Annotated in this window: 18 protein-coding genes and 2 pseudogenes; 10 read left to right on the top strand and 10 right to left on the bottom strand. The window is 59.4% G+C overall.

Annotation, left to right across the window (positions count from 1 at the left end; genetic code table 11):
• Nucleotides 1-49: 49 nt before the first annotated feature.
• From mtnN to LPQ25_RS21170, 3 genes are read left to right on the top strand one after another with little or no spacing between them, the layout of a single operon-like run.
• Entirely contained in the window at nt 50-748 is a 699-nt protein-coding gene (gene mtnN, locus LPQ25_RS21160; protein WP_002889282.1) for a 5'-methylthioadenosine/S-adenosylhomocysteine nucleosidase, read from the top strand.
• Nucleotides 741-1,541 (top strand): vitamin B12 ABC transporter substrate-binding protein BtuF, encoded by an 801-nt coding sequence (gene btuF / locus LPQ25_RS21165; RefSeq protein ID WP_002889279.1) that lies wholly within the window; start codon nt 741-743, stop codon nt 1,539-1,541. The genes mtnN and btuF overlap by 8 nt, the downstream gene beginning before the upstream one ends.
• A 36-nt stretch (nt 1,542-1,577) precedes the next feature.
• Nucleotides 1,578-2,201, top strand: a complete 624-nt coding sequence (locus LPQ25_RS21170; protein WP_002889277.1) for a TRIC cation channel family protein — start codon at nt 1,578-1,580, stop codon at nt 2,199-2,201.
• 71 nt (nt 2,202-2,272) lie between these two features.
• Here the strand turns inward: LPQ25_RS21170 and erpA are convergent, their stop codons facing one another.
• Together erpA and clcA are read right to left on the bottom strand one after the other, a co-directional pair.
• The gene (gene erpA / locus LPQ25_RS21175; RefSeq protein WP_002889275.1) at nt 2,273-2,617 is read right to left on the bottom strand and encodes an iron-sulfur cluster insertion protein ErpA; all 345 of its coding nucleotides are present in this window, start codon (nt 2,615-2,617) and stop codon (nt 2,273-2,275) included.
• Nucleotides 2,618-2,698: 81 nt separating this feature from the next.
• Nucleotides 2,699-4,117: a H(+)/Cl(-) exchange transporter ClcA gene (gene clcA, locus LPQ25_RS21180; RefSeq protein WP_004151932.1), complete on the bottom strand. Its 1,419-nt coding sequence runs from the start codon at nt 4,115-4,117 to the stop codon at nt 2,699-2,701.
• A 180-nt stretch (nt 4,118-4,297) separates the two neighbouring features.
• Between clcA and hemL the strand changes: the two genes are divergently transcribed.
• Complete coding sequence (hemL, locus tag LPQ25_RS21185; protein WP_012737424.1) at nt 4,298-5,578, top strand: glutamate-1-semialdehyde 2,1-aminomutase; 1,281 nt, start codon at nt 4,298-4,300, stop codon at nt 5,576-5,578.
• Between the two features lie 136 nt (nt 5,579-5,714).
• Here hemL and fhuB read toward each other — a convergent pair whose 3' ends face one another.
• The 5 genes from fhuB to mrcB all read right to left on the bottom strand — a co-directional run bounded on the left by fhuB (nt 5,715) and on the right by mrcB (nt 14,421).
• Nucleotides 5,715-7,697, bottom strand: a complete 1,983-nt coding sequence (fhuB, locus tag LPQ25_RS21190) for a Fe(3+)-hydroxamate ABC transporter permease FhuB (RefSeq protein WP_004147134.1) — start codon at nt 7,695-7,697, stop codon at nt 5,715-5,717.
• Nucleotides 7,694-8,584 (bottom strand): Fe(3+)-hydroxamate ABC transporter substrate-binding protein FhuD, encoded by an 891-nt coding sequence (fhuD, locus tag LPQ25_RS21195; protein ID WP_014908006.1) that lies wholly within the window; start codon nt 8,582-8,584, stop codon nt 7,694-7,696. Before fhuD ends, fhuB begins: the two co-directional genes overlap by 4 nt.
• On the bottom strand, nt 8,584-9,381 hold the full coding sequence (fhuC, locus tag LPQ25_RS21200) for a Fe3+-hydroxamate ABC transporter ATP-binding protein FhuC (RefSeq protein WP_012737422.1): 798 nt from the start codon (nt 9,379-9,381) through the stop codon (nt 8,584-8,586). Before fhuC ends, fhuD begins: the two co-directional genes overlap by 1 nt.
• 45 nt (nt 9,382-9,426) lie before the next feature.
• Entirely contained in the window at nt 9,427-11,634 is a 2,208-nt protein-coding gene (fhuA, locus tag LPQ25_RS21205; RefSeq protein WP_004178624.1) for a ferrichrome porin FhuA, read from the bottom strand.
• A 234-nt stretch (nt 11,635-11,868) separates the two neighbouring features.
• Nucleotides 11,869-14,421 carry a bifunctional glycosyl transferase/transpeptidase gene (gene mrcB, locus LPQ25_RS21210; RefSeq protein WP_226340392.1) on the bottom strand — a complete coding sequence of 851 codons (2,553 nt, stop codon included), beginning with the start codon at nt 14,419-14,421 and terminating at the stop codon, nt 11,869-11,871.
• A 390-nt stretch (nt 14,422-14,811) separates the two neighbouring features.
• Here mrcB and LPQ25_RS21215 point away from each other — a divergent pair, with 390 nt between their 5' ends.
• Nucleotides 14,812-14,946, top strand: a complete 135-nt coding sequence (locus tag LPQ25_RS21215; protein ID WP_004220794.1) for a hypothetical protein — start codon at nt 14,812-14,814, stop codon at nt 14,944-14,946.
• Between the two features lie 62 nt (nt 14,947-15,008).
• On the top strand, nt 15,009-15,383 hold the full coding sequence (gspS, locus tag LPQ25_RS21220; protein WP_004194926.1) for a type II secretion system pilot lipoprotein GspS: 375 nt from the start codon (nt 15,009-15,011) through the stop codon (nt 15,381-15,383).
• 38 nt (nt 15,384-15,421) lie between these two features.
• Here the strand turns inward: gspS and gspB are convergent, their stop codons facing one another.
• The 3 genes and pseudogenes from gspB to pulA form a co-directional block, all read right to left on the bottom strand.
• Entirely contained in the window at nt 15,422-15,979 is a 558-nt protein-coding gene (gspB, locus tag LPQ25_RS21225) for a type II secretion system assembly factor GspB (RefSeq protein WP_014908007.1), read from the bottom strand.
• A 131-nt stretch (nt 15,980-16,110) separates the two neighbouring features.
• A pseudogene (locus LPQ25_RS21230) lies at nt 16,111-17,473 on the bottom strand (IS3-like element ISKpn1 family transposase).
• Between the two features lie 209 nt (nt 17,474-17,682).
• Nucleotides 17,683-20,991 carry a pullulanase-type alpha-1,6-glucosidase gene (pulA, locus tag LPQ25_RS21235; RefSeq protein ID WP_041168993.1) on the bottom strand — a complete coding sequence of 1,103 codons (3,309 nt, stop codon included), beginning with the start codon at nt 20,989-20,991 and terminating at the stop codon, nt 17,683-17,685.
• A gap of 181 nt (nt 20,992-21,172) precedes the next feature.
• Between pulA and LPQ25_RS21240 the strand changes: the two genes are divergently transcribed.
• The 4 genes and pseudogenes from LPQ25_RS21240 (at nt 21,173) to gspE (ending at nt 25,610) form a co-directional block, all read left to right on the top strand.
• On the top strand, nt 21,173-21,310 hold the full coding sequence (locus LPQ25_RS21240; protein ID WP_004219434.1) for a hypothetical protein: 138 nt from the start codon (nt 21,173-21,175) through the stop codon (nt 21,308-21,310).
• A complete protein-coding gene (gene gspC / locus LPQ25_RS21245; RefSeq protein ID WP_012737418.1) occupies nt 21,295-22,137 on the top strand; it encodes a type II secretion system protein GspC in 843 nt (280 codons plus the stop codon). Before LPQ25_RS21240 ends, gspC begins: the two co-directional genes overlap by 16 nt.
• A 9-nt stretch (nt 22,138-22,146) precedes the next feature.
• Nucleotides 22,147-24,120: pseudogene (gene pulD / locus LPQ25_RS21250) on the top strand (GspD family T2SS secretin variant PulD).
• Nucleotides 24,117-25,610, top strand: a complete 1,494-nt coding sequence (gene gspE, locus LPQ25_RS21255) for a type II secretion system ATPase GspE (RefSeq protein ID WP_012737417.1) — start codon at nt 24,117-24,119, stop codon at nt 25,608-25,610. The pseudogene pulD and the gene gspE overlap by 4 nt, the downstream one beginning before the upstream one ends.

Below are 25,610 nucleotides of genomic sequence, written 5' to 3' on the forward strand. Positions count from 1 at the left end.
AGCGCATGATAGACTATGCAACTAAACCTGACACATCGCGAGTAAATCTATGAAAATTGGCATTATTGGCGCTATGGAAGAGGAAGTTACCCTTCTGCGCGACAAAATCGAAAACCGCCAGACCATCACCATTGGCGGAAGCGAAATCTATACCGGCCAACTTCACGGCGTTGACGTCGCTCTGCTGAAGTCTGGTATCGGAAAAGTAGCGGCGGCGATGGGCGCGACCCTGCTGCTGGAGCGCTGCCAGCCTGACGTGATCATTAATACCGGTTCTGCCGGCGGCCTGGCGTCGACGCTGAAGGTCGGCGATATCGTCGTCTCCGATGAAGCGCGCTACCACGACGCCGACGTCACCGCCTTCGGCTATGAATACGGCCAGCTCCCTGGCTGCCCGGCGGGTTTTAAGGCGGATGAAAAACTGGTGGCCGCCGCAGAGAGCTGCATTAAAGCGTTAGATCTCAACGCCGTTCGCGGCCTCATCGTTAGCGGGGATGCCTTCATTAACGGCTCTGTCGGTCTGGCGAAGATCCGCCATAATTTCCCGCAGGCGATCGCCGTGGAAATGGAAGCGACCGCCATCGCCCACGTCTGCCATAACTTTAAGGTTCCTTTCGTAGTGGTTCGCGCTATCTCCGACGTGGCCGACCAGCAGTCCCACCTCAGCTTTGAGGAGTTCCTTGCGGTCGCCGCCAGACAGTCCACCCTGATGGTGGAGAATCTGGTACAGAACCTGGCACGTGGCTAAGTCGCTATCCTTCGCGCTTGCCGCGCTGCTGTTACTCGCCCCGGCGTGGCTGCTGGCCGCGCCGCGGGTGATCACCCTCTCCCCCGCCAATACCGAACTGGCCTTTGCCGCCGGGATCACGCCGGTCGGCGTCAGCAGCTATTCCGATTATCCTTCGCAGGCCAAAACGATCGAACAGGTTGCCAGCTGGCAGGGAATGAACCTGGAACGCATCGTGGCGCTCAAGCCAGACGTGGTGCTGGCCTGGCGCGGGGGCAATGCCGAACGCCAGGTTAACCAGCTGCAGTCTCTGGGTATTCACGTCCTGTGGGTACAGACCTCGACCATAGAAGAGATCATCGCTACCCTGCGTGAGCTGGCGCAGTGGAGCCCGCAGCCGGAAAAAGCACAGCAGGCGGCGCAGGCGATGCAGCAGGAATACGATGCGTTGAAAGCGCGCTATGCCAACGCGCCGAAGAAACGCGTCTTCCTGCAGTTCGGCTCCGCACCGCTGTTCACCAGCGGCCCCGGTTCGATTCAGGATCAGGTGCTAAGGCTTTGCGGCGGCGAGAATATCTTCGCCACCAGCCGCGTTCCCTGGCCGCAGGTGAGCCGCGAACAGGTGCTGGCCCGCCAGCCGCAGGCGATCGTGGTCACCGGGGATGCCAGCCGCATTGCCGAAGCGCAGCGCTTTTGGCAACATCAGCTCACCATTTCGTTGATTGCGTTACACAGCGACTGGTTTGAACGCGCCGGCCCACGTATTATCCTCGCCGCCAAACAACTTTGTGCGGCGCTTGACCAGGTAAAATAATCATCCGGCACACCGGATGTTCAGTGGGAATCAACGATGCTTGTCTATTGGCTGGATATTATTGGCACAGCTGTCTTCGCGATCTCCGGCGTACTGCTGGCCGGAAAACTGCGTATGGACCCATTCGGCGTGCTGGTGTTAGGGGTAGTGACGGCGGTAGGCGGCGGGACCATCCGCGACATGGCGCTGGCGAATGGCCCGGTATTCTGGGTCAAAGATCCCACCGATCTGGTGGTGGCGATGGTCACCAGCATGCTGACCATCCTGCTGGTCCGCCAGCCTCGCCGGCTGCCGAAATGGATCCTGCCCGTTCTTGATGCCGTCGGTCTGGCGGTGTTTGTCGGCATTGGCGTCAATAAAGCTTTTCTCGCTGGCAGCGGCCCGCTGGTCGCGGTGTGCATGGGGGTGGTGACCGGCGTCGGCGGCGGGATTATTCGCGACGTGCTGGCGCGGGAAATTCCTATGATTCTGCGTACCGAAATCTACGCCACCGCCTGTATCGTCGGCGGTATTGTCCACGCCACGGCACACGACACCTTTCATCTCCCACTGGAGAATTCGGCAATGATGGGGATGGTGGTCACCCTGGTAATTCGTCTGGCGGCTATTCGCTGGCATCTGAAGCTGCCGACGTTTGCCCTGGACGATAACGGTCGGTAATAAAAGCAAAACGGTAACCTTAAGGTTACCGTTTTTAGGGTTTGCTCCCTCCCGCTGGGGGAGAACTCGCTTTAAACGCTGAACGAGGAGCCGCAGCCGCAGGTGCTTTTCGCGTTCGGATTGGTCACGATAAAGCGCGAACCTTCCAGCCCTTCGGTATAGTCGACCGAGCCGCCGACCAGATACTGCAGGCTCATCGGGTCAACCACCAGGCCGACGCCCTGTTTCTCAATGGTCATATCCCCTTCGTTCACCTGATCGTCAAAGGTGAAGCCATACTGGAAACCGCTGCAACCGCCGCCGGTGATATACACGCGCAGTTTCAGGTTCGGATTATCTTCATCCGCAATCAGGTGTTTCACTTTATTGGCTGCGGCTTCGGTAAACTCCAGCGGCAACGCTACGTCATCACTCATTTTCTGCTCCCATTGATACTTCCGGCCGGTTAAAGAATAACCGGACCTTTTGAGCCATTATCTAATACCCTGGTAAATCGTTCAAGTATTCTCCCGGGGAGCCTGCTGCGCTTTTGCCGCCTGCTCGGCTTCCTGCTTCGCCAGAGTACGCTGCAGAATGGTCGAATACAAAGGCTTACCGCCGAGGAATTGCGCCAGTAGTGTTGCGCCAAGGCAGGTAATAATCATTGGCAAAATGAGCTGATAGTTATCGGTCATCTCAAGCACCAGCACGATCCCGGTCAGCGGCGCACGCACCGAGGCGGCGAGCAGCGCCCCCATACCGGCAATCGCGAAGGTGCCGGCATCGAGATGGTAGGCCGGAAACAGCGGAATAGCCGCCATGCCGAACGCCGTGCCCAGCAGCGTGCCGAGCGCCAACATAGGCGCGAAAATGCCCCCTGGCGCGCCGGAAGAGAAGCAGATCAGCGTGGTCACCACGCGGGCAATAAAGATAAACAGCAGCAGTCCGACGGAGAAGTTACCGGCAGCGGCGATAGGGATCAAGTTAAAGCCACCGCCCACCGCGGAGGGCTGCATCAGCCCCAGCAGACCGCAGAGCCCGCCGATTAATCCGCCAATCAACACCCATTTTTTGATGTTGCCGCCGTGGATGCGCTGGAACAGATCCTGAGTGCGCAGCACCAGAAAATTAAACAGCGGGCCAAAGCAGCCAAACAGCATGCCCAGCACCAGATACAGCCATAGGGTATTTACCGGGGCGTTGCTTAGTTTACCCACCTCAATGATCGCCGCTTCGCCGTTGAAAATGCGAAACACAATGCTCGACATGATCACGCCGGTAAACACCGCTTTAATGGAGATCAGGTTGTAGCGGAACTGCGGGCGCATCTCTTCGATGATAAACAGAATACCGGCCAGCGGCGCATTAAAGGCCGCCGAAAGCCCCGACGCCGCACCGGTCGCCAACAACGTATGCCGCGCTTCCGGACTGCGCATGCGGAAAACGTCCAGCACCATGCGCCCAATGTTGCCGCCAAGCTGTACCATCGGTCCTTCACGACCCAGCACCATCCCGGCGCCAAGGGTCCCCATGCCGCCAACGAATTTCACCGGCAGCACGCGCCACCAGCGCACCGGCCGCAGCTCCTCCAGCGCGCCCTCAATTTCCGGAATCCCGGAGCCGCCGGCCTCCGGCGCAAAGCGACGCACCAGAAAATAGCCGACCATCGCCAGCAGCGCCGACAGGATAAACGCCAGCGGCCAGACCAGATACCAGTGGTCCGCCACCTGCGCCAGCGCGCCGATCCGCTGGTTCTGCACCCAGTTCACGCTCTTTTCAAAGGCGACGCCCACCAGCCCCGCCAGCGTGCCGACCACTGCCGCCATAAACAGCACCGCCAGCGGCGTTTTATCGCGTTGAATCAGACGGCGCACCGCATCGCCGCGACGCACCCGCACAAACTGATGTGCTTCAAAAGAGGGAGTTTCTGCTTTCATGCCGTTATCAATTATTGGTAATACAAATGAAGAGAGCGGCATTTTAGCCGTCCCGGCGCGCTGCGTCGTCAAAAAAATGCCCTTGCGGCACATTGTTTCAATTGGGCAAAACTTTCATAACCATCCTGGAATAACTTAGAATAGCCGATAAAACATTTTTCACGAACCAGGACCCTGGCCATGAGCAAATCTGAAAATCTGTATCACGCTGCGCGCGAACTGATCCCCGGCGGCGTTAACTCGCCGGTGCGCGCTTTCACCGGCGTCGGCGGCACACCGCTGTTTATCGAACGCGCGGATGGCGCTTACCTCTATGACGTGGATGGGAAAGCCTATATCGATTATGTCGGTTCCTGGGGTCCGATGGTGCTGGGCCACAACCACCCGGCTATCCGCAATGCGGTGATCGAGGCGGCAACCCGCGGCCTGAGCTTTGGCGCGCCGACCGAAATGGAAGTGAAAATGGCGGCCCTGGTGACCGAGCTGGTGCCGACCATGGATATGGTGCGGATGGTGAACTCCGGTACCGAAGCCACCATGAGCGCCATTCGCCTGGCGCGCGGCTTCACCGGTCGCGACAAAATCATTAAGTTCGAAGGCTGCTACCACGGCCATGCCGACTGCCTGCTGGTGAAAGCCGGTTCCGGCGCGTTGACCCTCGGCCAGCCGAACTCGCCGGGCGTCCCGGCCGATTTCGCCAAACATACCCTGACCTGCACTTATAACGACCTCGCCTCGGTGCGCGCGGCGTTCGAGCAGTATCCGCAGGAGATCGCCTGCATCATCGTCGAGCCGGTGGCCGGAAATATGAACTGCATTCCGCCGCAGCCGGAATTCCTGCCGGGCCTGCGCGCCCTGTGCGATGAATTTGGCGCCCTGCTGATTATCGACGAAGTGATGACCGGCTTCCGCGTGGCGCTGGCAGGCGCTCAGGCTTACTACGGCGTGGAGCCGGATCTGACCTGTCTGGGGAAAATCATCGGCGGCGGGATGCCGGTAGGCGCCTTCGGCGGCCGTCGTGAGGTAATGGACGCTCTGGCGCCCACCGGTCCGGTCTATCAGGCGGGCACCCTCTCCGGCAACCCGATCGCCATGGCGGCTGGCTTCGCCTGCCTGAACGAAGTGGCGCAGCCGGGGGTCCATGAAACCCTGACTGAACTGACTAACCAGCTGGCGCAAGGCCTGCTGGACGCGGCGCGTGACGCCGGGATCCCGCTGGTGGTCAATAACGTCGGCGGCATGTTCGGCATCTTCTTTACCGATGCCGAAACCGTCACCTGCTATCAGGACGTGGTGAAGTGCGACGTTGAACGCTTCAAGCGCTTCTTCCATCTGATGCTGGAGGAAGGCGTGTACCTCGCGCCGTCAGCGTTTGAGGCCGGCTTTATGTCCGTGGCCCACAGCGAAGAAGATATCGACAACACCATCGACGCCGCGCGCCGGGTATTTGCCAAGCTGTAAGGTGCTTGAATGCCTGGTGGCGCAGGGATTTTCCCGGAGGAGGCGCATTGCGCCTTATCCGGGCTACCAAATCGCACAGCGCTGTAGCCCCGGTAAGCGATAGCGCCACCGGGGATGTTGAAGCCATCCAGGACCGTTAGCGACTCTGCTTTCTCAGCAAATAAATAAAGTAAGGCGCGCCGATAAAGGTCGACAGTAGCCCCGCCGGGATCTGATACGGGAACATCATCATCCGTCCGCACCAGTCGGCGAAGACCAGCAGCAGCCCGCCAGTCAGCCCTGAAATCACCATATGCGGTAGGGTTCGCCGGAAGCCCATCATCCGCGCGATATGCGGCGCCATCAGCCCGACAAAGCTCAGCGGGCCGATGGTCAGCGTCGCCGCCGCCGTCAGGCAGGCCGCCAGCAGCAGCAGAACAATCCGCGATGACGTCAGCGCCATGCCCACCGCTCGCGCCGCCTCCCCGCCCAGCGGCAGGATGGTTAACCAGCGACGACAGAGCGGCGCCAGCGCCAGCAGCGCCAGCATTACCGCGCCGCTACGCACAACCCTCTCCGGCGTCGCGCTATATGTCGACCCCGAGATCCACGTCAGGATCTGCGCCATACGCGGATCGCCGCTGGCCTGCAGCATCATCAGCAGCATAGTGAAGGCGGTGCTCAGCGCCATCCCCGCCAGCAGCATCCGATGCGGCGAGAAGCCGCCGCGCCCGGCGGCGAGCATAATGATCAGCAAGGTGGCCGCCGCGCCAAGGCTGCCGGCCGGCAGCAGCCAGCCAAAGGCGTCGCCAGGCACGAAGAACAGCATCAGCACCACGCCAAAAGCCGCGCCGGAGCTGATGCCCAGCACTTCCGGGCTGGCCATCGGGTTGCCGGTCAGGCGCTGGATAATACAGCCGGCGACCGCCAGCATGACCCCGGCGAACAGGGCCGACAGCACCCGCGGCCAGCGCCAGGGCAGGAGTTGCTCCAGCAGATCGCCGTGGGCCCACAGCCAGCCGTGGGCATCGCGACCAAAGGCCAGCGCCACGCTCACCGCCAGCAGCAGCAACGCGACGCCTGCGAGAACAAACCATTGCACATGATAGCGCTCAGGCTGCACATTATCGCCGCCGTTCATCACCGGGGCGCTGATGCTACGCAACCGCGGCAGCAGCCACAGCAGCAGCGGCGCGCCAATCAGGGCGGTGACCGAGCCGGTGGAGACTTCCCGCCATACCCGGCTCAGCCAGAGGATCACCTGATCGGAAAGCCACAGGAGCAGCGCGCCGATCAGCGCCGCCAGCAGCAGCCGCGCCAGCAGCCGACGGGCGCCAAGCATTTTCGCCAGCAGCGGCGCGAACAGGCCGATAAAGCCGATAATCCCTACCGCGTTCACCAGCAGCGCGCTGATGACAATCGCCAGCGTCAGGGCGCCGAGGCGCGCCAGGGACAGCGCCAGCCCGAGGTTACGCGCCACCCCGTCATCGAGCCCCATCAGGGTCAGCGGCCGCAGCAGCAGCAAGGTGAGTATTGCCCCGCCAAGCAGCTGCGGCCACAGGCGCTGCGCTACGCTCCAGTCGGTCTGCGTCAGCGTCCCGGTGCTCCACAGGAACATGCTTTGCAGCTGGTCGTGATGGAAAATCACCATCAGCTGGTTCAGCGCGCCACAGTAAAGGCTGACCACCAGCCCCGCCAGGATCAGCGTTACCGGCGACAGGCGCTTACCCCACGAGACGCCAAACACCAGCGCGCCCACCAGACAGGCCCCGGCCAGCGCGGCGAATTGCGACGCCAGCACGCCGGGAATAGCCCATAACGTGGTGACCGTTATCCCCAGCTGCGCGCCGGTGGCGACGCCAAGGGTGGTCGGTTCCGCCAGCGGATTACGCAGCACCTGCTGGAACAGGACGCCAACCAGTCCCAGCCCGGCGCCCACCAGCAGCGCAACAGCCAGTCTCGGTAACAAACTGTAATGAAACAGCATTTGGGCTATATCATCGACATCCGGCTGCCACAGCGCCTGCCGCCACTGCGCATAGGGCAAGGCGACATTGAGGTTGACGATGCTCAGCGCGAAGGCGACGCCCAGCAGCCCGGCCAGCAGGATAATAGCTAACGGCGAGAGACGCGTATTCATGCCGGACTCCCCTGGGCATCAGCCAGCACGCGGGCAAAATGCATCGCTGACAGCGTCGCGCCGTAGAACCAAACCGCCGGAACGCGCTGGAAGCGGCCCGCGCGCACGAAGGGCATCGCCTGCCATAGCGGCGTCGCCAGCAGTTGAGCCATATCTCGCTCATTGCCATGGTCGAAACAGATGACATCGGCTTCGTTAAATGCCGCCAGCCTGTCGATGCCAACGCTAACGCTTCCCCAGAATGCCGCTTCACCGTGCCAGGCGTTTTTAATACCAAAGCGATCAAGCACCTCCTGGAACAGGCAGTTTTCGCCAAACACCAGCACGTGGCGGGGATCGAGCAGAGAGATCATCAGCAACGGACGATCGCCGCGCCCGGCAAAACGCGGACGCAGACTCTCCATCAGCGCGTCGAACTCCGCCAGATGGCTCTTCGCCTGCTGCGTTTTGCCCAGCAGATCGGCCATTTCCAGTAGCGAACGCTGGGCCATCGCCAGCGGCCGTTTGCCGTCGCTGAAGGTGAAACCGCGGCCGGGCGCGATACGCGCCAGCTTCTCCGGCGACGGGCCGTAGCCCGCCGACCAGACGATAAACGACGGTTTCATCTGCGTCAGCAGTTCAAGGTTGGGTTCGGTACGCAGACCAACATCGATCACCGAGTCGGGCAGCGCGGGTTCGTTCACCCACAAGCGATAGTTGGGAATATCGGCCACGCCATAGGGCGTCACGCCGAGCGCCAGCAGCAGCTCCGCAGGCAGCCACTCCAGGGCGACCACGCGCTGCGGGTCGACGTCGGCCGCCTGCGCGCCGCGCATCTGCCACAGCAGCGGCGAGAGCGCCATCGCGATCAGCAGGCGGCGTCGGGTTATCAGAGTTGGGTTCATCATCAATAGACAAAGCTTACCGGCGCCGCACCGGCCGGGTGTGGCAGGATCCCCATCGGGATGCCGTAGATCTGTTCCAGAGTGTCGCTGCGCATCAGTTCCGCCGGCGTCCCCTGAGCAATCATTTCTCCGCCGCGCAGGGCCACCAGATAGTCGCAATAGCGGGCCGCCATATTAATATCGTGCAGGACGGCGATCACCGTCAGGCCGCGCTGCTGGCTGAGACGATGCACCAGCGCCAGAACATCGACTTGATGAGCAATATCCAGCGCCGAGGTGGGTTCATCGAGCAGCAGGCAGCGACTGTCCTGCGCCACCAGCATGGCGATCCACGCCCGCTGGCGTTCACCGCCGGAGAGGCTGTCCACCAGACGATGAGCGAGCGGCTTCAGCCCCACCAGCGCAATCGCCTCTTCTACTTTCTCACGGTCCGCTGCGCCAAAGCGACCCAGCGCGCCGTGCCATGGATAGCGGCCGATCGCCACCAGCTCGCGCACCGTCATACCTTCGGCCGCCGGCAGCTGCTGCGGCAGATAGGCCACTTTGCGGGCAAAGGCTTTGCTGCCCCAGCTCTCCAGCGGCTGCCCGTCCAGCAGCACTTCGCCTGCGGAGGGCGGCTGATGACGGCCAAGCATTTTCAGTAACGTCGATTTGCCGGAGCCATTATGGCCGATCAGGCCTGTGACTTTTCCGGTCGGGAAGGTGAGCGAGAGCGGATGGAGCAATGTGCGGCCAGGCACACGGAAAGTGACGCGATCCAGCGCGAAGGTGGTTTCTGCGTGCGGAGTCTGTTCCTGCATAGCGATAACCTGATAGAGGGCGCGGCGAACCGCGCCCGTAGGTGGTTAGAAACGGAAGGTGGCGGTGGCGACGACCTGACGTCCGGCCCCCCAGTAGCAGGCGTATTCGCTGTAGCAACTGGAGACATATTCGCGGTCGAACAGGTTGTTGACGTTGACGCCGACCGACGATCCCGGCAGGCCAAAGCGCGCCAGATCGTATTTCACCGTCGCATCCATCAGCGCATAACCGGCCACACTAAAGGCATCATTTTTCTTACCGGTGCTGGTGTCATTTTTGTAGTAGCTGACCGTTGAACCGATATAGCGCGCCCCGGCCCCAATCGTCAGACCGCTCAGCGCGGTTTCGTGGAAGGTATAATCCGCCCACAGGGAGGCCATGTTACGCGGCACTTCCGCCGGACGTTTGCCGTTGAACACCGTATCGTGAGTGTACTCCGCATCGGTGTAGCTGTAGGCCGCGGTGACGTTAATATTGGCGTTCACCGCCGCCTTCGCCTCCAGCTCAAGGCCGCGGGAGCGGATCTCGCCGGTCTGGATGCTGAACGCCTGGTTAGCTGGATCAGCCGTCAGGTTCTTGTCTTTGGTCAGCTGATAGACCGCCGCGGTGACCACCACCGGCATATCTTTCGGCACGTATTTCACGCCGGCTTCATACTGCTTACCGCGCGACGGATCGAACGGCTGGCCGCGGCTGTTAGAACCCGATACCGGTTCAAACGATTCGCTGTAGCTGAAGTACGGAGAGATGCCGTTATCGAACAGGTAGTTGATGCCGCCGCGCCAGCTGAACTGCTGGTCGTGATTCTCCGCCAGGCTGTTGGTGGCGCGGGTTAACGTTGAGGTCGTGGCGTAATCGTAACGGCCGCCCAGGGTCATCACCCATTTATCCCACTCCATCTGATCCTGCGCGTACAGGCCGGTCTGCTCCATCCGGTTGAGGACCGCGTACGGGAAGGTGACCTGAATATTCGGATTGCCGTACTGCGGATTGCTCATGCTGATAGGATCCGCCGTCCCGTAGTCGGCATCCACATCGTTACGCATCCGCGAGTAGTCCACGCCGGTCAGCAGCGTATGGCTGACCGCGCCGGTGGCGAAATCAGACTGCAGCTGGGTATCGACGGTGAAGGTGTTCAGGTGCTCGTCGGAGCGCACGTAGGCGCGATTCATGTAGCCCGGCGCGACATAGCCGTTGCCGTATACCGAACGATAGAGCGTATGCACATCGGCATAGCGCAGGTTCTGCCGCACGGTAAAGGTGTCATCGAACTGATGGGAGAAGCTGTAGCCCACCATCTTCTGGCGGCGGGAGATTTTATTATCGGACTCGCCTTCGTTGAAATCGGTCGGCAGCTTGTGCGCCTTACCGTTGGCGTCGTAATACGGCACCACGGTGCCTTCGCGCGGCAGCCAGCCGTAGTAGCCCGCATCCGGGTCATTCTGGAAGTTGCTCAGGAAGGTGAAGTCAGTTTTATCGTCCGGACGCCAGCTAAAGGAGGGCGCCACCGCGTAGCGGGTCGATTTCGCCATCTGCTGCTGGGCATCCTGACTGCGGCCAAGGCCGGTCAGGCGATACGACCAAACGCCGGCATCATCAATGGCGTCGCTAAAGTCAAACCCGGTCTGCCACAGATTGTCGGTGCCCATCTTAAACTGCACTTCTTTCAGCGGCTCGGTAGTCGGGCGCTTGCTGACCATGCTGACGATACCGCCCGGGTTGCTGTTGCCGTACAGCACCGAGGTTGGCCCGCGCATCACTTCCACACGCTCGAGGAAGTAAGGATCCATGGAGACTTCAGAGTAGTTATTCCCCTGCAGCTTCATGCCGTCCAGATACTGGTTGGTGTTGACGGTCGTCGAGGTGGTGAAGCCGCGAATGGTGACCACGTCATAGGTGGTCGAACTGCCGCGAGTAGAGAAGACGCTTGGCGTATAGGAGAGCGCCTCTTTTACCGTCGTCGGCTGGCGCATCTCCATCTCCTGGCGCGTCACCACCGACACAGACTGCGGCGTTTTTTCAATCGGGGTATCGGTTTTGGTCGCCGTGGCGGAGCGTTTTGCCGCGATAGTCGGCGCCGGTCCCCAGGCGCTTTCCTGGGCGGCCGGGGCGGCAACGACGGTGATAGTTTCTTCTTGCTTCGGTTGTTCTGCTGCCTGTGCGTAGACAGACATGCCGCTAACCGCCGTGGCTACTACAGCTGCGACTTTACGCAGCGAGTGATTTGGCTGAGCAGTTTTTGGACGCGCCATGGGTATATCTCTGATGAAAGTGAATGATAACGTAAACGAGAATTATTATTATGACGGGCGATATAATAGGCGAAACGTCGAAGGCAAGGCAAGCGATATGCCTGTCGCCGCCGGTCGAAGGCTGAATTAATAACCAGATAGTTATTATGGAGTTAAAGAGCCGTTAACTTTTTTACAGGCATAAAAAAACCCCTTAATACTTTCGTATTAAGGGGTCTGGTCGTGCGATCAAAATCAGTTACTGCCGAACATATCCTTGATCCAGCCCGCGACGCCGTCGCTCTTTTCCTGCTGCTTCGGCGGCTGTTGCTGCTGTTGCTGCTGCGGCGGCGGCTGCTGCCCGGACTGATTAAACGGATTTTTCGCTTCCTGTTGCTGCAACTGCTGCTGTTGCATCATTTCGCCCTGACGGCACTGCGCATCCGGCTGCGTGGTCCAGACCGGCAGCGAACGCATACCGCCGCTGCAGACGAAGTTGCCGTTGCTGTCCACGCCCATATCAACCACGTCTTCCGGCACCGTCAGCACCAGCGGCGTTGGCGTCTGGTTCGCCAGATAGCGCTGGTAAATCGACATCGCGCCGCTGGCGCCGTACAGTTTGGTCGGCTGGTTATTGTCGCGACCCACCCAGGTGATGGTCACCTGACTACCGTCGATGCCGGCGAACCAGGTATCGACGTTATTGTTGGTGGTCCCGGTTTTCCCCGCCAGATGCAGGCCCGGATACTTCGCCCCCAGCTGACGCCCCGTACCGCGCTGCACCACCTGCTGCATAGTCCACAGCGTCATGTAGGCCGCCTGGGCAGGCACCGCGCGCTCCGCCTGCGGATAGCTCTGGTAGAGCACAGTGCCATCTTCGGCAATCACTGACCGCAGCGCGGAAAGCGGCGCACGGTTCCCACCGCTGGCGATGGTCTGGAAGGCCTGGGCCACTTCAATCGGCGTCAGGTTCAGCGCGCCAAGCAGCATCGACGGCACCGCGTTGAGCTGATTCTTCGGCGCCCCCAGTTTAGTCCAGGTATCGACTACCGCCGGCAAGCCCAGCGCCATCCCGAGGTTAACCGTCGGGACGTTCATCGAGCGAGTCAGGGCATCGACCAGCATCACCTGACCGCTGAAACGACGATCGTCGTTCTGCGGGGACCACGTCTGACCGTTGGACAGGCGAATCGTCACCGGCGCATCGGCGATCCAGGTATTCAGGCGATACTGATTCGGCTGGCTCAGCGCGGTCAGATAGGTCGCCGGCTTGGCCAGAGAACCAATCGATCGGCGGGCCTGCATCGCGCGGTTATAACCGGCGAACTGCGGCTCCGCGCCGCCGACCATCGCCCGCACTTCGCCGGTGAAGCGGTCAACCACCACCATGGCGGTTTCCAGGTCTGCCAGCTTACGCTGTTTCTTCAGAACCGGGATCCCTTCGGAGGCCGCTTTTTCCGCCGCATCCTGCGCCACCGAGTCGAAAGTGGTGAAGATCTTCACGCCGGAGAGATCTTTCACTTTATCGCCCAGCTTCGCCTGCAGTTCCTGACGAACCATCTGCATAAACGCCGGCTGCGGTGAAATCACCCCGCCGCGCGGCTGCACGCCCAGCGGACGGGCGCTGAGCATGTCGTACAGCTCCTGGTCGATAACCTGCTGCTGCTGCAGCAGACGCAGCACCAGATTGCGTCGTTCAAGGGCCAGTTTCGGGTTACGCCACGGGTTATAGACCGACGCCCCTTTCACCATCCCCACCAGCAGCGCCTGCTGGTCGAGGCTCAGCTCTTCCACCGGACGGCCGAAGTAATACAGGCTGGCCAGCGGGAAGCCGCGAATTTCGTTATCGCCGCTCTGGCCGAGGTACACCTCGTTCATATACAGCTCAAGGATGCGATCCTTGCTGTAGCGGGCGTCGACGATCAGCGCCATATACGCTTCGTTGGCTTTACGCCAGTAGGAGCGTTCGCTGGAGAGGAACAGGTTTTTCACCAGCTGTTGGGTCAGGGTACTCGCCCCCTGCACCGTTCGGCCTGCCGTCAGGTTCGCCAGCACCGCGCGGCCGATGGAGTAGAGACTGATCCCATCGTGCTCATAGAAGTGGCGGTCTTCGGTCGCCAGCAGGGTATCCACCAGCAGATCGGGGAAGCCGCTGCGCTTCACGAACAGGCGCTGCTCGCCGTTCGGCGACTGCAGCATGGTGATAAGGCGCGGATCGAGGCGGAAGAAACCGAACTGGCGGTTATTATCCATATTCTCGATGGTCTCAAGATGGTCGCCGTCGAAAGTAAGACGCGCGCGCACCTGCCCTTCCTTACTGTCCGGGAAATCGAACGGACGACGGATCATCTCGATGCTGTTAGCCTGCACGGTATATTCGCCGGGGCGCGTCATCGCGCTGACCTGGCGATACTGCGTGGCGTTGAGCAGACGCACCATCTCGTTTTTGCTGATCTGCATGTCCGGCTCAAGGTTGACCATCCGGCCATAGACCGCGGCCGGCAGCTCCCAGACTTTACCGTCAATGCGGCTGCGGATTTTCTGGTCGAGGTAGACGCCATAGGCGGCAATCAGCACCGCGAAGACAATCCCCAGCTTGACCAGCAGCCACAGCCAGCTGCGCTTCCGACGAGGCTTGCCACCTTTGCCTTTGGCTTTTCTCGGCACCGGTTTCTCATCCTCATAATCATCGTCATCATACTCGTCGTCGTAGTCCTCTTCCCGGACCCGGCGACGGGTGACTTTCTGTTTAGTCGGACGTGAGGGTCTTCCCTTACGTCCGATAGGCTCGCGGTCATCTCCCGCCATGCTTTTTCTCCGCAACGTTCAGGCGCAAAGGCCTGATTCTCAATACTTCCCCTGTTCAGAGGAAGAAGAAATCTCTCAAATTAACGTCCAGGCTGCTTATCCTTCGGACGACAACCTGCTGGCAGGCAGGACGCGCCGCCAGCCTTTCAGAGGGTTGGTTTGCTTCATGTTACATGATACTAACAATAAAAATTCACCATAAAATCATTGTGTTAAACGCATCATCGGCAGAATAAGTCAGAACATAGCACGTAATGTTCAGGGCATACAGGATAGCACTAAAATGCGACATTCTTAACCAGCATTTTACCTCCTGCACACGTAACAAGATGGGAAAGAGTATGTTTTTTAATAACATAAAAAACGGCGCGCTTCCTGCCGGTCAACGCAGTGGCATCATCCGCGGATGAAAATATATTTTCCCAGCGCCAACGTTTATTATTGATAAAAGTAAAGTCGATTAAGCGCCTTTCCGCTGATAAAAATGAGAGCCTGTTAACATTTATGCAGAATAATATTTTATGATGACACCAGGGAAATATTTGTTAAACTAGCGGCCAGTGATTCATTATTTTGATTACTCTATGATGCGTATTCCGCTTATATTTCCGCTTTGCATGGTAGCCCTTCTCTCTGGCTGCCAACAAAAACCTGCCTCAACGCTCAGCCCGGCCATCAGCAGCCAGGCGCAGCTCGAGCAGCTCTCGTCCGTGGCGGCCGGGACGCGCTATCTCAAGAATAAATGTAATCGTAGCGATCTCCCCGCCGATGAAACGATATATCGGGCAGCGGTGAATGTCGGTAAAGCGCGCGGATGGGGAAATATTGACGTGGCGACGTTAAGCCAAAATAGCGACCGGCTTTACCAACAGCTTTTACAGGACAGTACCCCGGAAGCCACACAGTGCAGTCAATTTAATCGTCAGCTCGCGCCATTTATTGCCAGCTTGCGCAGCGACTAAGCGAAATATCCTCAGCGCGCCGGTTATTGTGCGCGCTTTTATTCCTCTTTCGGCTCCTCGTCAATTTTTCCGCCCGGCCAGTCCTCCAGCGCCGCGAGGGTAAAGGTCGTGCCGTTGAAGCTGAAGATCGTCACATCCTGCTGGATCTGCTCCACCACCAGGTTCGGCAGGGGTGAATCGCCCTCCGTCCACGCTTTGCCGTTTAATACAATGCTGCGCTTTTCCGGTCGCGAGGCGTAGACATGGGCGCTGTAGCGCAGAGGCGGCAGCGTATCGCTGTCCACTTCCGGCGCCGCGGGCGCGCTGGCTTTTACCGCCGACGGCGGGTTTTTTGGCGCGGTCTCCCCGGCGGCGGTTAACGGCAGAAGCGCCGCATGCGCCACCGGCAAGGGCAGCGTTTGCGGCGGTGACGGATGGCGCCACTGCTCGCCGCCAAACCAGCCGAGCGCGATAAATAATCCGGCGTACAGCGGGATAATCCAGCCGGGGATCTGCACCATCCGACCGCGACTCACCGGCGCGTCTGCCTGCGCGGACGGCGGCTGATGCGCCACCAGAGGCGGGATGCCTCTTTCACTATCATCACGAACAATCACAACCGTCTCCTGTTCCCTCACGATAACGAGAAGGCGCCCTTACGGATGCCCCAGACTGCTGACAAAGTGCAATCTTCAGGAATTGCCCGGCGGCGCTACTGGACTGACCCCATAAAGTTGGATGGTTCATATTAAGCGGCTCTCAGAGCCTGGGTTCGGTACTCTACCGGACTCAGGCCTTTTAATTTCAGGCTTATCCGCTCGTTGTTGTAGTAATGGATATAGTCCTCTACGGCTTTTCTTAGCGCACTGACACTCCTGAACTCCCTCAGATAAAAACACTCCGATTTCAGGGTCCCGAAGAAGTTTTCCATCACTGCATTATCCAGGCAGTTTCCTTTACGCGACATACTCTGCGTCATCCCATGCGCCTTTAAACGTTCCTGATAGCTCCTCATCCTGTAATGCCAGCCCTGATCCGAGTGCAGCAGCGGAGCATCTCCCGGTCTGAGCTTCGGGAACGCACCGTCCAGCATCGTATTCACCATCTCCATCACCGGCCTTTCCGACAGGCTGTAGGCGATAACCTCCCGGTTAAACAGATCGAGAACTGACGACAGGTAAAGCTTTTTTCCCTGTACCGGGAACTCTGTCACATCTGTTACCCATTTTTCGTTGGCTTTTGACGCACCGAAGTTCCGGCTCAGGATATTGGGCGCGGCCTCGCCCGTTCTCCCTTTCCAGGCACGATATTTTTTCGCCCTTATCACAGACCGGAGTGACAGTTCTGCCATCAGCCGCTGCACTGTTTTATGGTTTATCCGCAGCCCCTGTTTTCTCAGTGCGAGCGTGATCCTGCGGTAGCCATAACGACCTTTGTGATAGTGGTATATCTTCCTGATGTTCTCTTTAAGACCCGCATACCTGTCCCCTTGCTTCAGTGCATTCATATTGTAATACCACGTGCTACGGGACATACCGGCCGCCCGCAGAAGGTCCCGCAGAGCGTGTTCATGCCTTAGTTCACTGATTATCAGGGCTTTTTGCCATTTTTTTCGCTCTGAACCAAGGCTTTCAACTTTTTTAGATAGGCATTCTCTGCCCGCAGATAACGCAGTTCGGCCCTGAGCTCTTCGGGGAGAGTTTTTCCAGCTCTTTATCTGTCAGTGGTGGGATATTTTTTGGCTTTGTCATTTGTCCGGGCCGTCCGCATTGCATGTTTAAAAGACCTTCCGCTCCGGCATCGTTGTACACGTCGAGCCAGCGCCGGACAAGTATTTCTGCGGAGAGATTAAACCGGGCAGCCGCTTCACGCATCGTCAGGCGGTCACTGATAACCGCCCGGACGACCACGAGTTTAAATTCATCGGAATAATGATTATTTTTTGCAGTCAGGCCTTCTGCACCGTGGAACTGCCATGCCCTGACCCAGCGACGGACAGATGTTCTTTCAATACCAAAAAGGTCGGCTGTACTCTGTTCTCCGTCTTTACCGGACAAATAATGATTAACCACAGCCAGTTTTGTTTCAGGGGAATACTTTGGTTTAGCCATAAAATTGCACCTTACTCAGTTGGGTGTCCAACTTTTGGGGTGCAGTCCATGCGCTTGCGCGGGCCTACAGATAACTGCATAACTGTTTGATATTGTAATCTTTCGTAGGCCGGGTAAGGCGAAAGCCGCCACCCGACAGAAAGGCGAGCACAATAACGAAACAGGTTTGTCATCAGCCAGAGGCGCCCTTACGGGCGCCCTACGTTATGTTATTTACTGCTCACCGGCAGGCCAGCGCCCTGCGACTCGCCCTGCGGCAACTCGAGAACGGCAACCGACCAGGCCGGCAGCGTGACCGAACCGTCAGCGGCAACCTGCACGCCGCTCGCCAGCGACCGGTCGCCCGCCGCCTGCTGGATGGCGCTCAGCTGCAGCGATGTGCCGGCGAAGTCCTGCAGCGTCCGGCTTTCCGGCGCGGCGTTGATCGCCACCACGATGCCGTCGACACGGCTGTCCAGACTGGCGCCAGCCTGCATCCCGTCATCGATGGTCATCACCAGCAGACCCGTCTGCTGATCGGCGCCAGTATTGCGGAAGTCCACGCGCTTCATCACCGTCGCGCCGTCGCCGAGGGTAAACAGCGGAGACGATTTACGCAGCGCGGTCAGCTCCTGATAAAACGCGGTCATCTGCTTGAGCTCCGTTTCACCCGGAGTAGCCACCGCGTCTTTCACCCGGGCGATAATGTCATAGTTGCTGCCATCATCGCTGCTGCGCGGCATACCGACGTTGTAGTTGTTGTCCTGCAGGGAGTAGTCCACGCGGTTAAACCAGTCGCCGGAATCATACGAATCGCGGGTAAAGGATTTAGAGCGCAGCAGCTCCGAGCCCTGCTGGTCAAAGGCGATCCCCTGGCCGAGCATCACCGTCGCCAGCGACACCGCCTGCATCCGGACGCGGGTATCGAGATCCGCCTCCTGAGCGGCTTTATAGCTGATCATGTCCCACAGCGTCTGGTTATCGTGTTTTGACACATAGTTCACGACTTCCGTCGGATCAGCCGCATAGCCGCCTGGCGCGCCGTTATAGTCAATCTCGCTGCCTCTCTTCACCGCGCCGTCTTTGTCGATCAGCACAAAGTCCGCAAGGTTACCGGCCATGCCGAGACGGGTCAGATCGGCGAGGTGACGCGCCTGATCGTCGCTCAGGGTGGTCAGCTCATTCGGCAGAACTCCAGCCCCGCTGCCCACGCCCTGGTTCTGGCGTAATGCGTCACCGGAGTCGAACGGCCCGCCGCCGCGCACGGCGTCGCGCAGACGATCGGAGAACGTGCCGATCCCGGTGCCTTTGAGATTGATTTGCGAGGCAATTTCAAAGCGATCGCTCTGGTTGGAATCCCAGCCTTCGCCAAAGAAGTAGATATCCGGGTTCAGCGCTTTAATGCGTTCCCAGGCCGAGAGGATCTGCGCTTTCGGGTGGTAGCCCATCAGGTCGAAGCGGAAGCCATCGATCTTATAATCGGTGGTCCATACCGCCAGTGAATCGGCGATAAGCTTGGCGAACATCCGGTGCTCTGGCGCCGAGTCGGAGCAACAGGTGGCCGATTCCACGCTGCCGGTGGTTTCATTCAGGCGTTGATAGTACCAGGGGACGATCTTATCCAGCACCGAGGTGCGGTCGGTCGGGCCGGCGGCGTTGGTGTGGTTGTACACCACGTCCATAATGACGTTCATTCCCAGATCCTGCTTGATCGCCTGAATCATGGTGCGGAACTCTTTAATGCGCGCCGTGCCTTCCGGATCGGTGGCGTAGGATCCTTCCGGCACCGTGTAGTGGAACGGATCGTAGCCCCAGTTATAGGAGTCGGTCTGCGCCACCAGCGTATTCAACGCCTGCACCTGCGGGTTATCCTTGCTGTCGTTCTGCTTCAGCTGGGTCAGCACCTCTTCGACCGTCGAACCGCTGTCGCAATAGCCCGCGAACTCGCTGCTCTTCACCGCGCTGTTGATCTCGCACAGGCGACTGAACGGCTGCTGAATATCGGCGACTTTGTCGCTGAACTCATTGACCGTCGCCAGATCGAAGACCGGCAGCAGCTCAATATGGGTCACGCCCGAGGCCGACAGCTGTTTCAGATGCTGGACCATATTGCTCTCCTGGGCGGTGAGCGCCAGATACTTACCGCGCAGTTCGGCGGGAACGGTTTGATCCCAGGCAGAGAGATCGCGAATATGCGACTCGTGGATCGTCATTTTCGCCAGGTCGGCTTTGGTTTTCTGCGCGTGCGGCATCGTCAGCCCGTCCCAGCCTTCCGGCTTCAGCGCGCTGTCGTTGAGATCGACCACCTGGCTGTACTCCGAGTTGGTCGACAAACTATGGGCGTAGGGATCGGTCACTTCGTACTGCTCGACTTTACGCGACTGCGGGTGGTAAACGGTCATCGCGTAGCGGTAGAACGCGCCCTTCAGGTCGCTTCCCCCCTGCCATGACCAGGCGCCGGAGGCGCTGTCGCGGGTCATCGGGTGGCTGGCCACCACCTTCTTGTCGGCGCTGTAGACCACCAGTTCGACCTGCTGCGCCGTGGGCGCCCAGACGCGGAAGGTCACGCCGCTATCGGTTAGCTGGGCGCCGTAGCTCAGCGCCTCGGCGGCGGCGGCATAGGTATCGTCCAGCACGCCGGCGGTCTGTACCTGGGTGGCGGAGCTCAGGATCCCATCGCTTTCCGCGGCTATCGCCACCGTCTCGCCCTGCAGCAATTCATCGACGTTAACATCATCCGGCAGTTTAAAGGCTGGATAGCTGGCGAGATGCGGGAAGCGCATGCTTACCTGCTGGCTGACGGTGGTGGGGGTCAGCTTGACATATTTATCGCTAAATTCGCCGTTACTGTCGGCGGCCACCTTACTGCTGTGGCTGTAATAGAGGCGCACAATGGGTTTATTTTCCCCACCCGGCCACAGCAGAGTAGTCTTATCGACCCAGTGCGCATCGGCCAGCGCCACGCCAAAGGCGGCGCGGAAGGCGTCGGCGCGGGAGTCATAGACCGCGCTGTTGCCGGCGATGACCGATACCGTCCGATCGGTGAAATCACTGAAAGAGACGCGCAGGTCGCTGTCGATAAGCTTATTGGTGCCATCGCGGACGATAACGTTGATGCATCCGCTCTCTTTAGTCAGCGGGATCACCCAGTAAGGGCCATATTTGTCGCTGCCGGTCGGGGTGGTGCTGACATCATTCCAGTCCGCCACCGGCGCGCTCAGCGCGTCACAGGTTTCGTTGTTCCATAAATAGAGGTTTTTCGTCGCATAGTCGGCCGGCGTGCTGCTGGTGATGCCGGCGATATCGACGAGATGAATGACAGCTTGCCTGGCGGAAGCCTGCACCGCTTCGCCTGGGACGGCAACGTCCGGTAAGCGGACGACGACATCCTGCGGGTCGGGCGTGCCGGGAGTGCCTGGGTTGCCAGGATTGCCTGGTGAACCCGGTGAGCCAGAGGTAGAAGAGGAAGAGCTGTTATCACAGCCACTCAATAATACTAACGATCCAAGAAATAGGGCATGACAGGTATATCTGAGCATTCGATAGTCCCTAATATGCTTATTAAATTATAAAAGGTAAGAAAGGATGAATATCTTTACAGCGCGCTAATTAGATATTTTTGCTTTCCCAGGCGCAATCATCCCCACAAATGAGCGGGGGCGTAGGAAGCCGGGGAGTAAATCAATAAAGGGAATGACGACCCGAAACCGCAAACTGATTATGATTCGCCACGCTTATCGCCACTCTCCGGCAATAAATAATTCAAAAGCCAATAATCACCTACCTGTTTCGGTAGGGTATTACGCCAACGTGCAGAAAAATAAATTAGCAAAGGAATTAAAATGCCAGTTTCTGTGATGAGGTTAACAAATATAAATAAAGGGATAATTAAATTATTACCACAAATTGTGACGCTCATCATATTAATAACCGCTATCCCACAGCTGGCGAAATTAACCTGGCGCGTGGTATTCCCTGTGAGTCCTGAGGATATTTCCGCCCTACCGTTAACCATGCCTCCGCCGGCAGATCCGGAATTAAAAAATGTGCGGCCCGCATTTACCCTGTTTGGCCTGGCGGTGAAAATTAGCCCCACGCCAACGGATGCTGCCAGTCTCAATCAGGTGCCGGTTTCCAGCCTGAAGCTACGCCTGGCCGGGCTACTCGCCAGCAGCAACCCGGCGCGCTCCATCGCTATTATCGAAAAGGGAAATCAGCAGGTTAGCCTTAGCACGGGCGATCCTCTCCCAGGGTATGATGCGCGGATCGCCGCCATTCTGCCTGACCGGATCATCGTCAACTATCAGGGGCGCAAAGAGGCCATTTTATTATTTAACGACAGTCGCGCGCCGTCGCCGCCGCCCACCGCCGCGGGCAACCCGCCCCTCGTGAAGCGACTCCGCGAACAGCCGCAAAATATCCTCACTTATTTATCTATTTCGCCGGTACTCAGCGGCGACAAACTGCTGGGTTATCGGCTGAACCCAGGCAAAGACGCCTCGCTGTTTCGCCAGTCCGGCCTGCAGGCAAATGATTTGGCGATTGCCTTAAACGGCATCGATTTACGCGACCAGGAGCAAGCGCAACAGGCGCTGCAAAATCTGGCCGACATGACCGAAATAACGCTAACCGTTGAGCGGGAAGGCCAACGACACGATATTGCTTTCGCGCTGGGGGATGAATAATTGCCAACCATGAAACGCCTGCGAAAAATGCTGCCTGCGCTGCTGATATTAACCCCGCTGCTATTTTCTCCGGCCGCCGCGGAGGAATTTTCCGCCAGTTTTAAAGGCACCGATATCCAGGAATTTATCAATACCGTCAGCAAAAACCTGAATAAAACGGTGATTATCGATCCCAGCGTACGCGGTACTATCACCGTGCGCAGTTACGATATGCTCAATGAAGAACAATATTATCAATTCTTCCTCAGCGTGCTGGATGTATATGGCTTCGCCGTGATCAATATGAATAACGGCGTGCTAAAAGTGGTCCGCGCCAAAGACGCCAAGACCTCGGCCGTGCCGGTCGCCAGCGCGGCCGCGCCGGGCGAAGGCGATGAAGTGGTCACCCGGGTGGTGCCCCTGACCAACGTCGCCGCCCGCGATCTCGCCCCGCTGCTCCGCCAGCTGAACGATAACGCTGGCGCCGGCAGCGTGGTCCATTATGAGCCCTCCAACGTACTGCTGATGACCGGCCGCGCGGCGGTTATCAAACGCCTGCTGACCATTGTCGAGCGCGTCGACAACGCCGGGGATCGCAGCGTGGTGACCGTGCCCCTTTCCTGGGCCTCCGCCGCGGAAGTAGTCAAACTGGTTACCGAGCTTAATAAAGATACCAGCAAGTCGGCGCTGCCGGGCTCGATGGTGGCGAACGTGGTGGCCGATGAGCGCACCAACGCGGTACTGGTGAGCGGCGAACCAAACTCGCGCCAGCGCATTATCGCCATGATCAAACAGCTCGACCGCCAGCAGGCGGTACAGGGTAACACCAAAGTGATCTACCTGAAGTACGCCAAAGCCGCCGATCTGGTGGAAGTTCTGACCGGGATCAGCAGCTCGCTGCAGAGCGACAAGCAAAGCGCCAGGCCAGTGGCCGCGATCGACAAAAATATTATTATCAAAGCCCACGGCCAGACCAACGCCCTGATCGTCACCGCGGCGCCAGACGTGATGAACGATCTTGAGCGGGTGATCGCCCAGCTCGATATCCGCCGCCCGCAGGTGCTGGTGGAGGCGATTATTGCCGAAGTGCAGGATGCCGATGGCCTTAATCTCGGTATCCAGTGGGCAAACAAAAACGCCGGCATGACGCAGTTCACCAATAGCGGTTTGCCGATATCGACGGCTATCGCCGGCGCCAACCAGTACAACAAAGACGGTACCATCAGCAGCTCGCTGGCCAGCGCCCTCGGCTCGTTTAATGGTATCGCCGCCGGCTTCTATCAGGGGAACTGGGCGATGCTGCTCACCGCCCTCTCCAGCAGTACCAAGAACGATATTCTGGCCACCCCCAGCATCGTCACCCTCGATAACATGCAAGCCACTTTTAACGTCGGCCAGTAAGTTCCGGTATTAACCGGCTCGCAAACCACCTCAGGCGACAACATCTTCAATACCGTCGAGCGCAAAACCGTCGGCATTAAACTGAAGGTGAAACCGCAGATTAACGAAGGCGATGCGGTGCTGCTGGAGATTGAGCAGGAGGTATCGAGCGTTGCCGACTCGGCCTCCAGCACCAGCAGCGATCTCGGGGCGACCTTCAATACCCGGACGGTGAATAACGCCGTGCTGGTCGGCAGCGGCGAAACGGTGGTGGTTGGCGGGCTGCTGGATAAAACCGTCACCGATACCGCTGACAAAGTGCCGCTGCTCGGGGATATCCCGGTGATCGGCGCCCTGTTCCGCTCCGACAGCAAGAAAGTGTCGAAACGCAACCTGATGCTGTTTATCCGCCCAACCATCATTCGCGATCGCGATGAGTACCGCCAGGCTTCTTCCGGCCAGTACACCGCCTTCAACAATGCGCAAACTAAACAGCGGGGTAAAGAAAGCAGCGAAGCGTCGCTCAGCAACGACCTGCTGCATATCTATCCGCAGCAGGAGACCCAGGCTTTCCGCCAGGTCAGCGCCGCCATTGACGCCTTCAATCTCGGAGGCCGCCCATGACGCCAGCCGCCGAACGCCGTCCGCTGTTGCCCTTCGCCTGGGCCCGCGCGCACCATCTTGTGCTGCTCAGCGACGGCGAATGCTGCGAAGCGCTGTGCCGCCCCGATACCGCCGCCCGGGCGCTGCTGGAAGCGCGCCGCCTGGCGGACGGGCCGATGCGCGTCAGCCGTCTGGCGCCGGAGGCATTCGAGAAAGTGCTGGTGCTCAGCTATCAGCGTGATTCGGCGGAGGCGCACCGCATGATGGCCGACATCGGCAATGAGCTCGACCTCTATACCCTCGCCGAAGAGCTACCGGACACCGACGATCTGCTCGACAGCGAGGACGACGCGCCGATCATCCGCCTGATCAACGCCATGCTCACCGAGGCCATCAAAGAGAAAGCCTCGGATATTCATATCGAAACCTACGAGCGCCATCTGCAGATCCGCTTTCGCGTCGACGGCGTGCTGCGGGAAATTCTGCGCCCGCAGCGGCGGCTGGCCGCCCTGTTAATTTCCCGCATCAAGGTGATGGCCAGCCTGGACATTGCCGAAAAGCGGGTCCCTCAGGATGGCCGCATGGCGCTGCGCATCGGCGGGCGAGCAATCGACGTGCGCGTCTCCACCCTGCCCTCCAGCCACGGCGAACGCGTCGTCCTGCGTCTGCTGGACAAAAACAGCGTCAACCTGGATCTGCTGACGCTGGGCATGCCGCCCGCCCTGCTCGATCGGGTCGATGCGCTGATCGCCCGCCCGCACGGCATCATCCTTGTCACCGGTCCGACCGGCTCCGGGAAAAGCACGACGCTCTACGCCGCCCTCAGCCGCCTCGACGCCCGGGAGCGCAACATCATGACCATTGAAGATCCGGTGGAGTATGAGCTGGAGGGCATAGGCCAGACTCAGGTCAACGCCAAAGTCGAGATGACCTTCGCCCGCGGCCTGCGCGCCATCCTGCGCCAGGATCCGGACGTAGTGCTGGTGGGCGAAATCCGCGATGGCGAAACCGCCCAGATCGCCGTTCAGGCCTCGCTGACCGGGCACCTGGTGCTGTCGACCCTGCACACCAACAGCGCGCTGGGCGCCATTTCCCGTCTACAGGATATGGGCGTGGAGCCTTTTTTACTCTCCACCTCGCTGCTGGCGGTGATGTCGCAGCGGCTGGTGCGCCAACTGTGCCCACACTGCCGTCAGCCCTGGCAGGCGGATGCCAACACCGCCCGGCAGATGGCGGTCCCGGTCGGCGCGCGGCTGTGGCAGCCCAAAGGCTGTCCGGAGTGTAATTTCATCGGCTATCGCGGACGCACCGGTATTCATGAACTGCTGCTGGTTGACGACCGCGTCCGCGCCGCCATCCACCGCGGCGAGAATGAGATCACTCTGATCCAGCAGCTGGGGCCAGCCTGGCAAACCCTGCGCCATGCCGGACGCGACAAAGCGCTGGCGGGGATCACCAGCTGGGAGGAGGTGATGCGGGTCACCGAACAGCAAACGACGGAAAGCGTCTAA

It is taken from the genome of Klebsiella sp. KPN54798 (assembly GCF_021184225.1).
Lineage (GTDB): Bacteria > Pseudomonadota > Gammaproteobacteria > Enterobacterales > Enterobacteriaceae > Klebsiella > Klebsiella pneumoniae.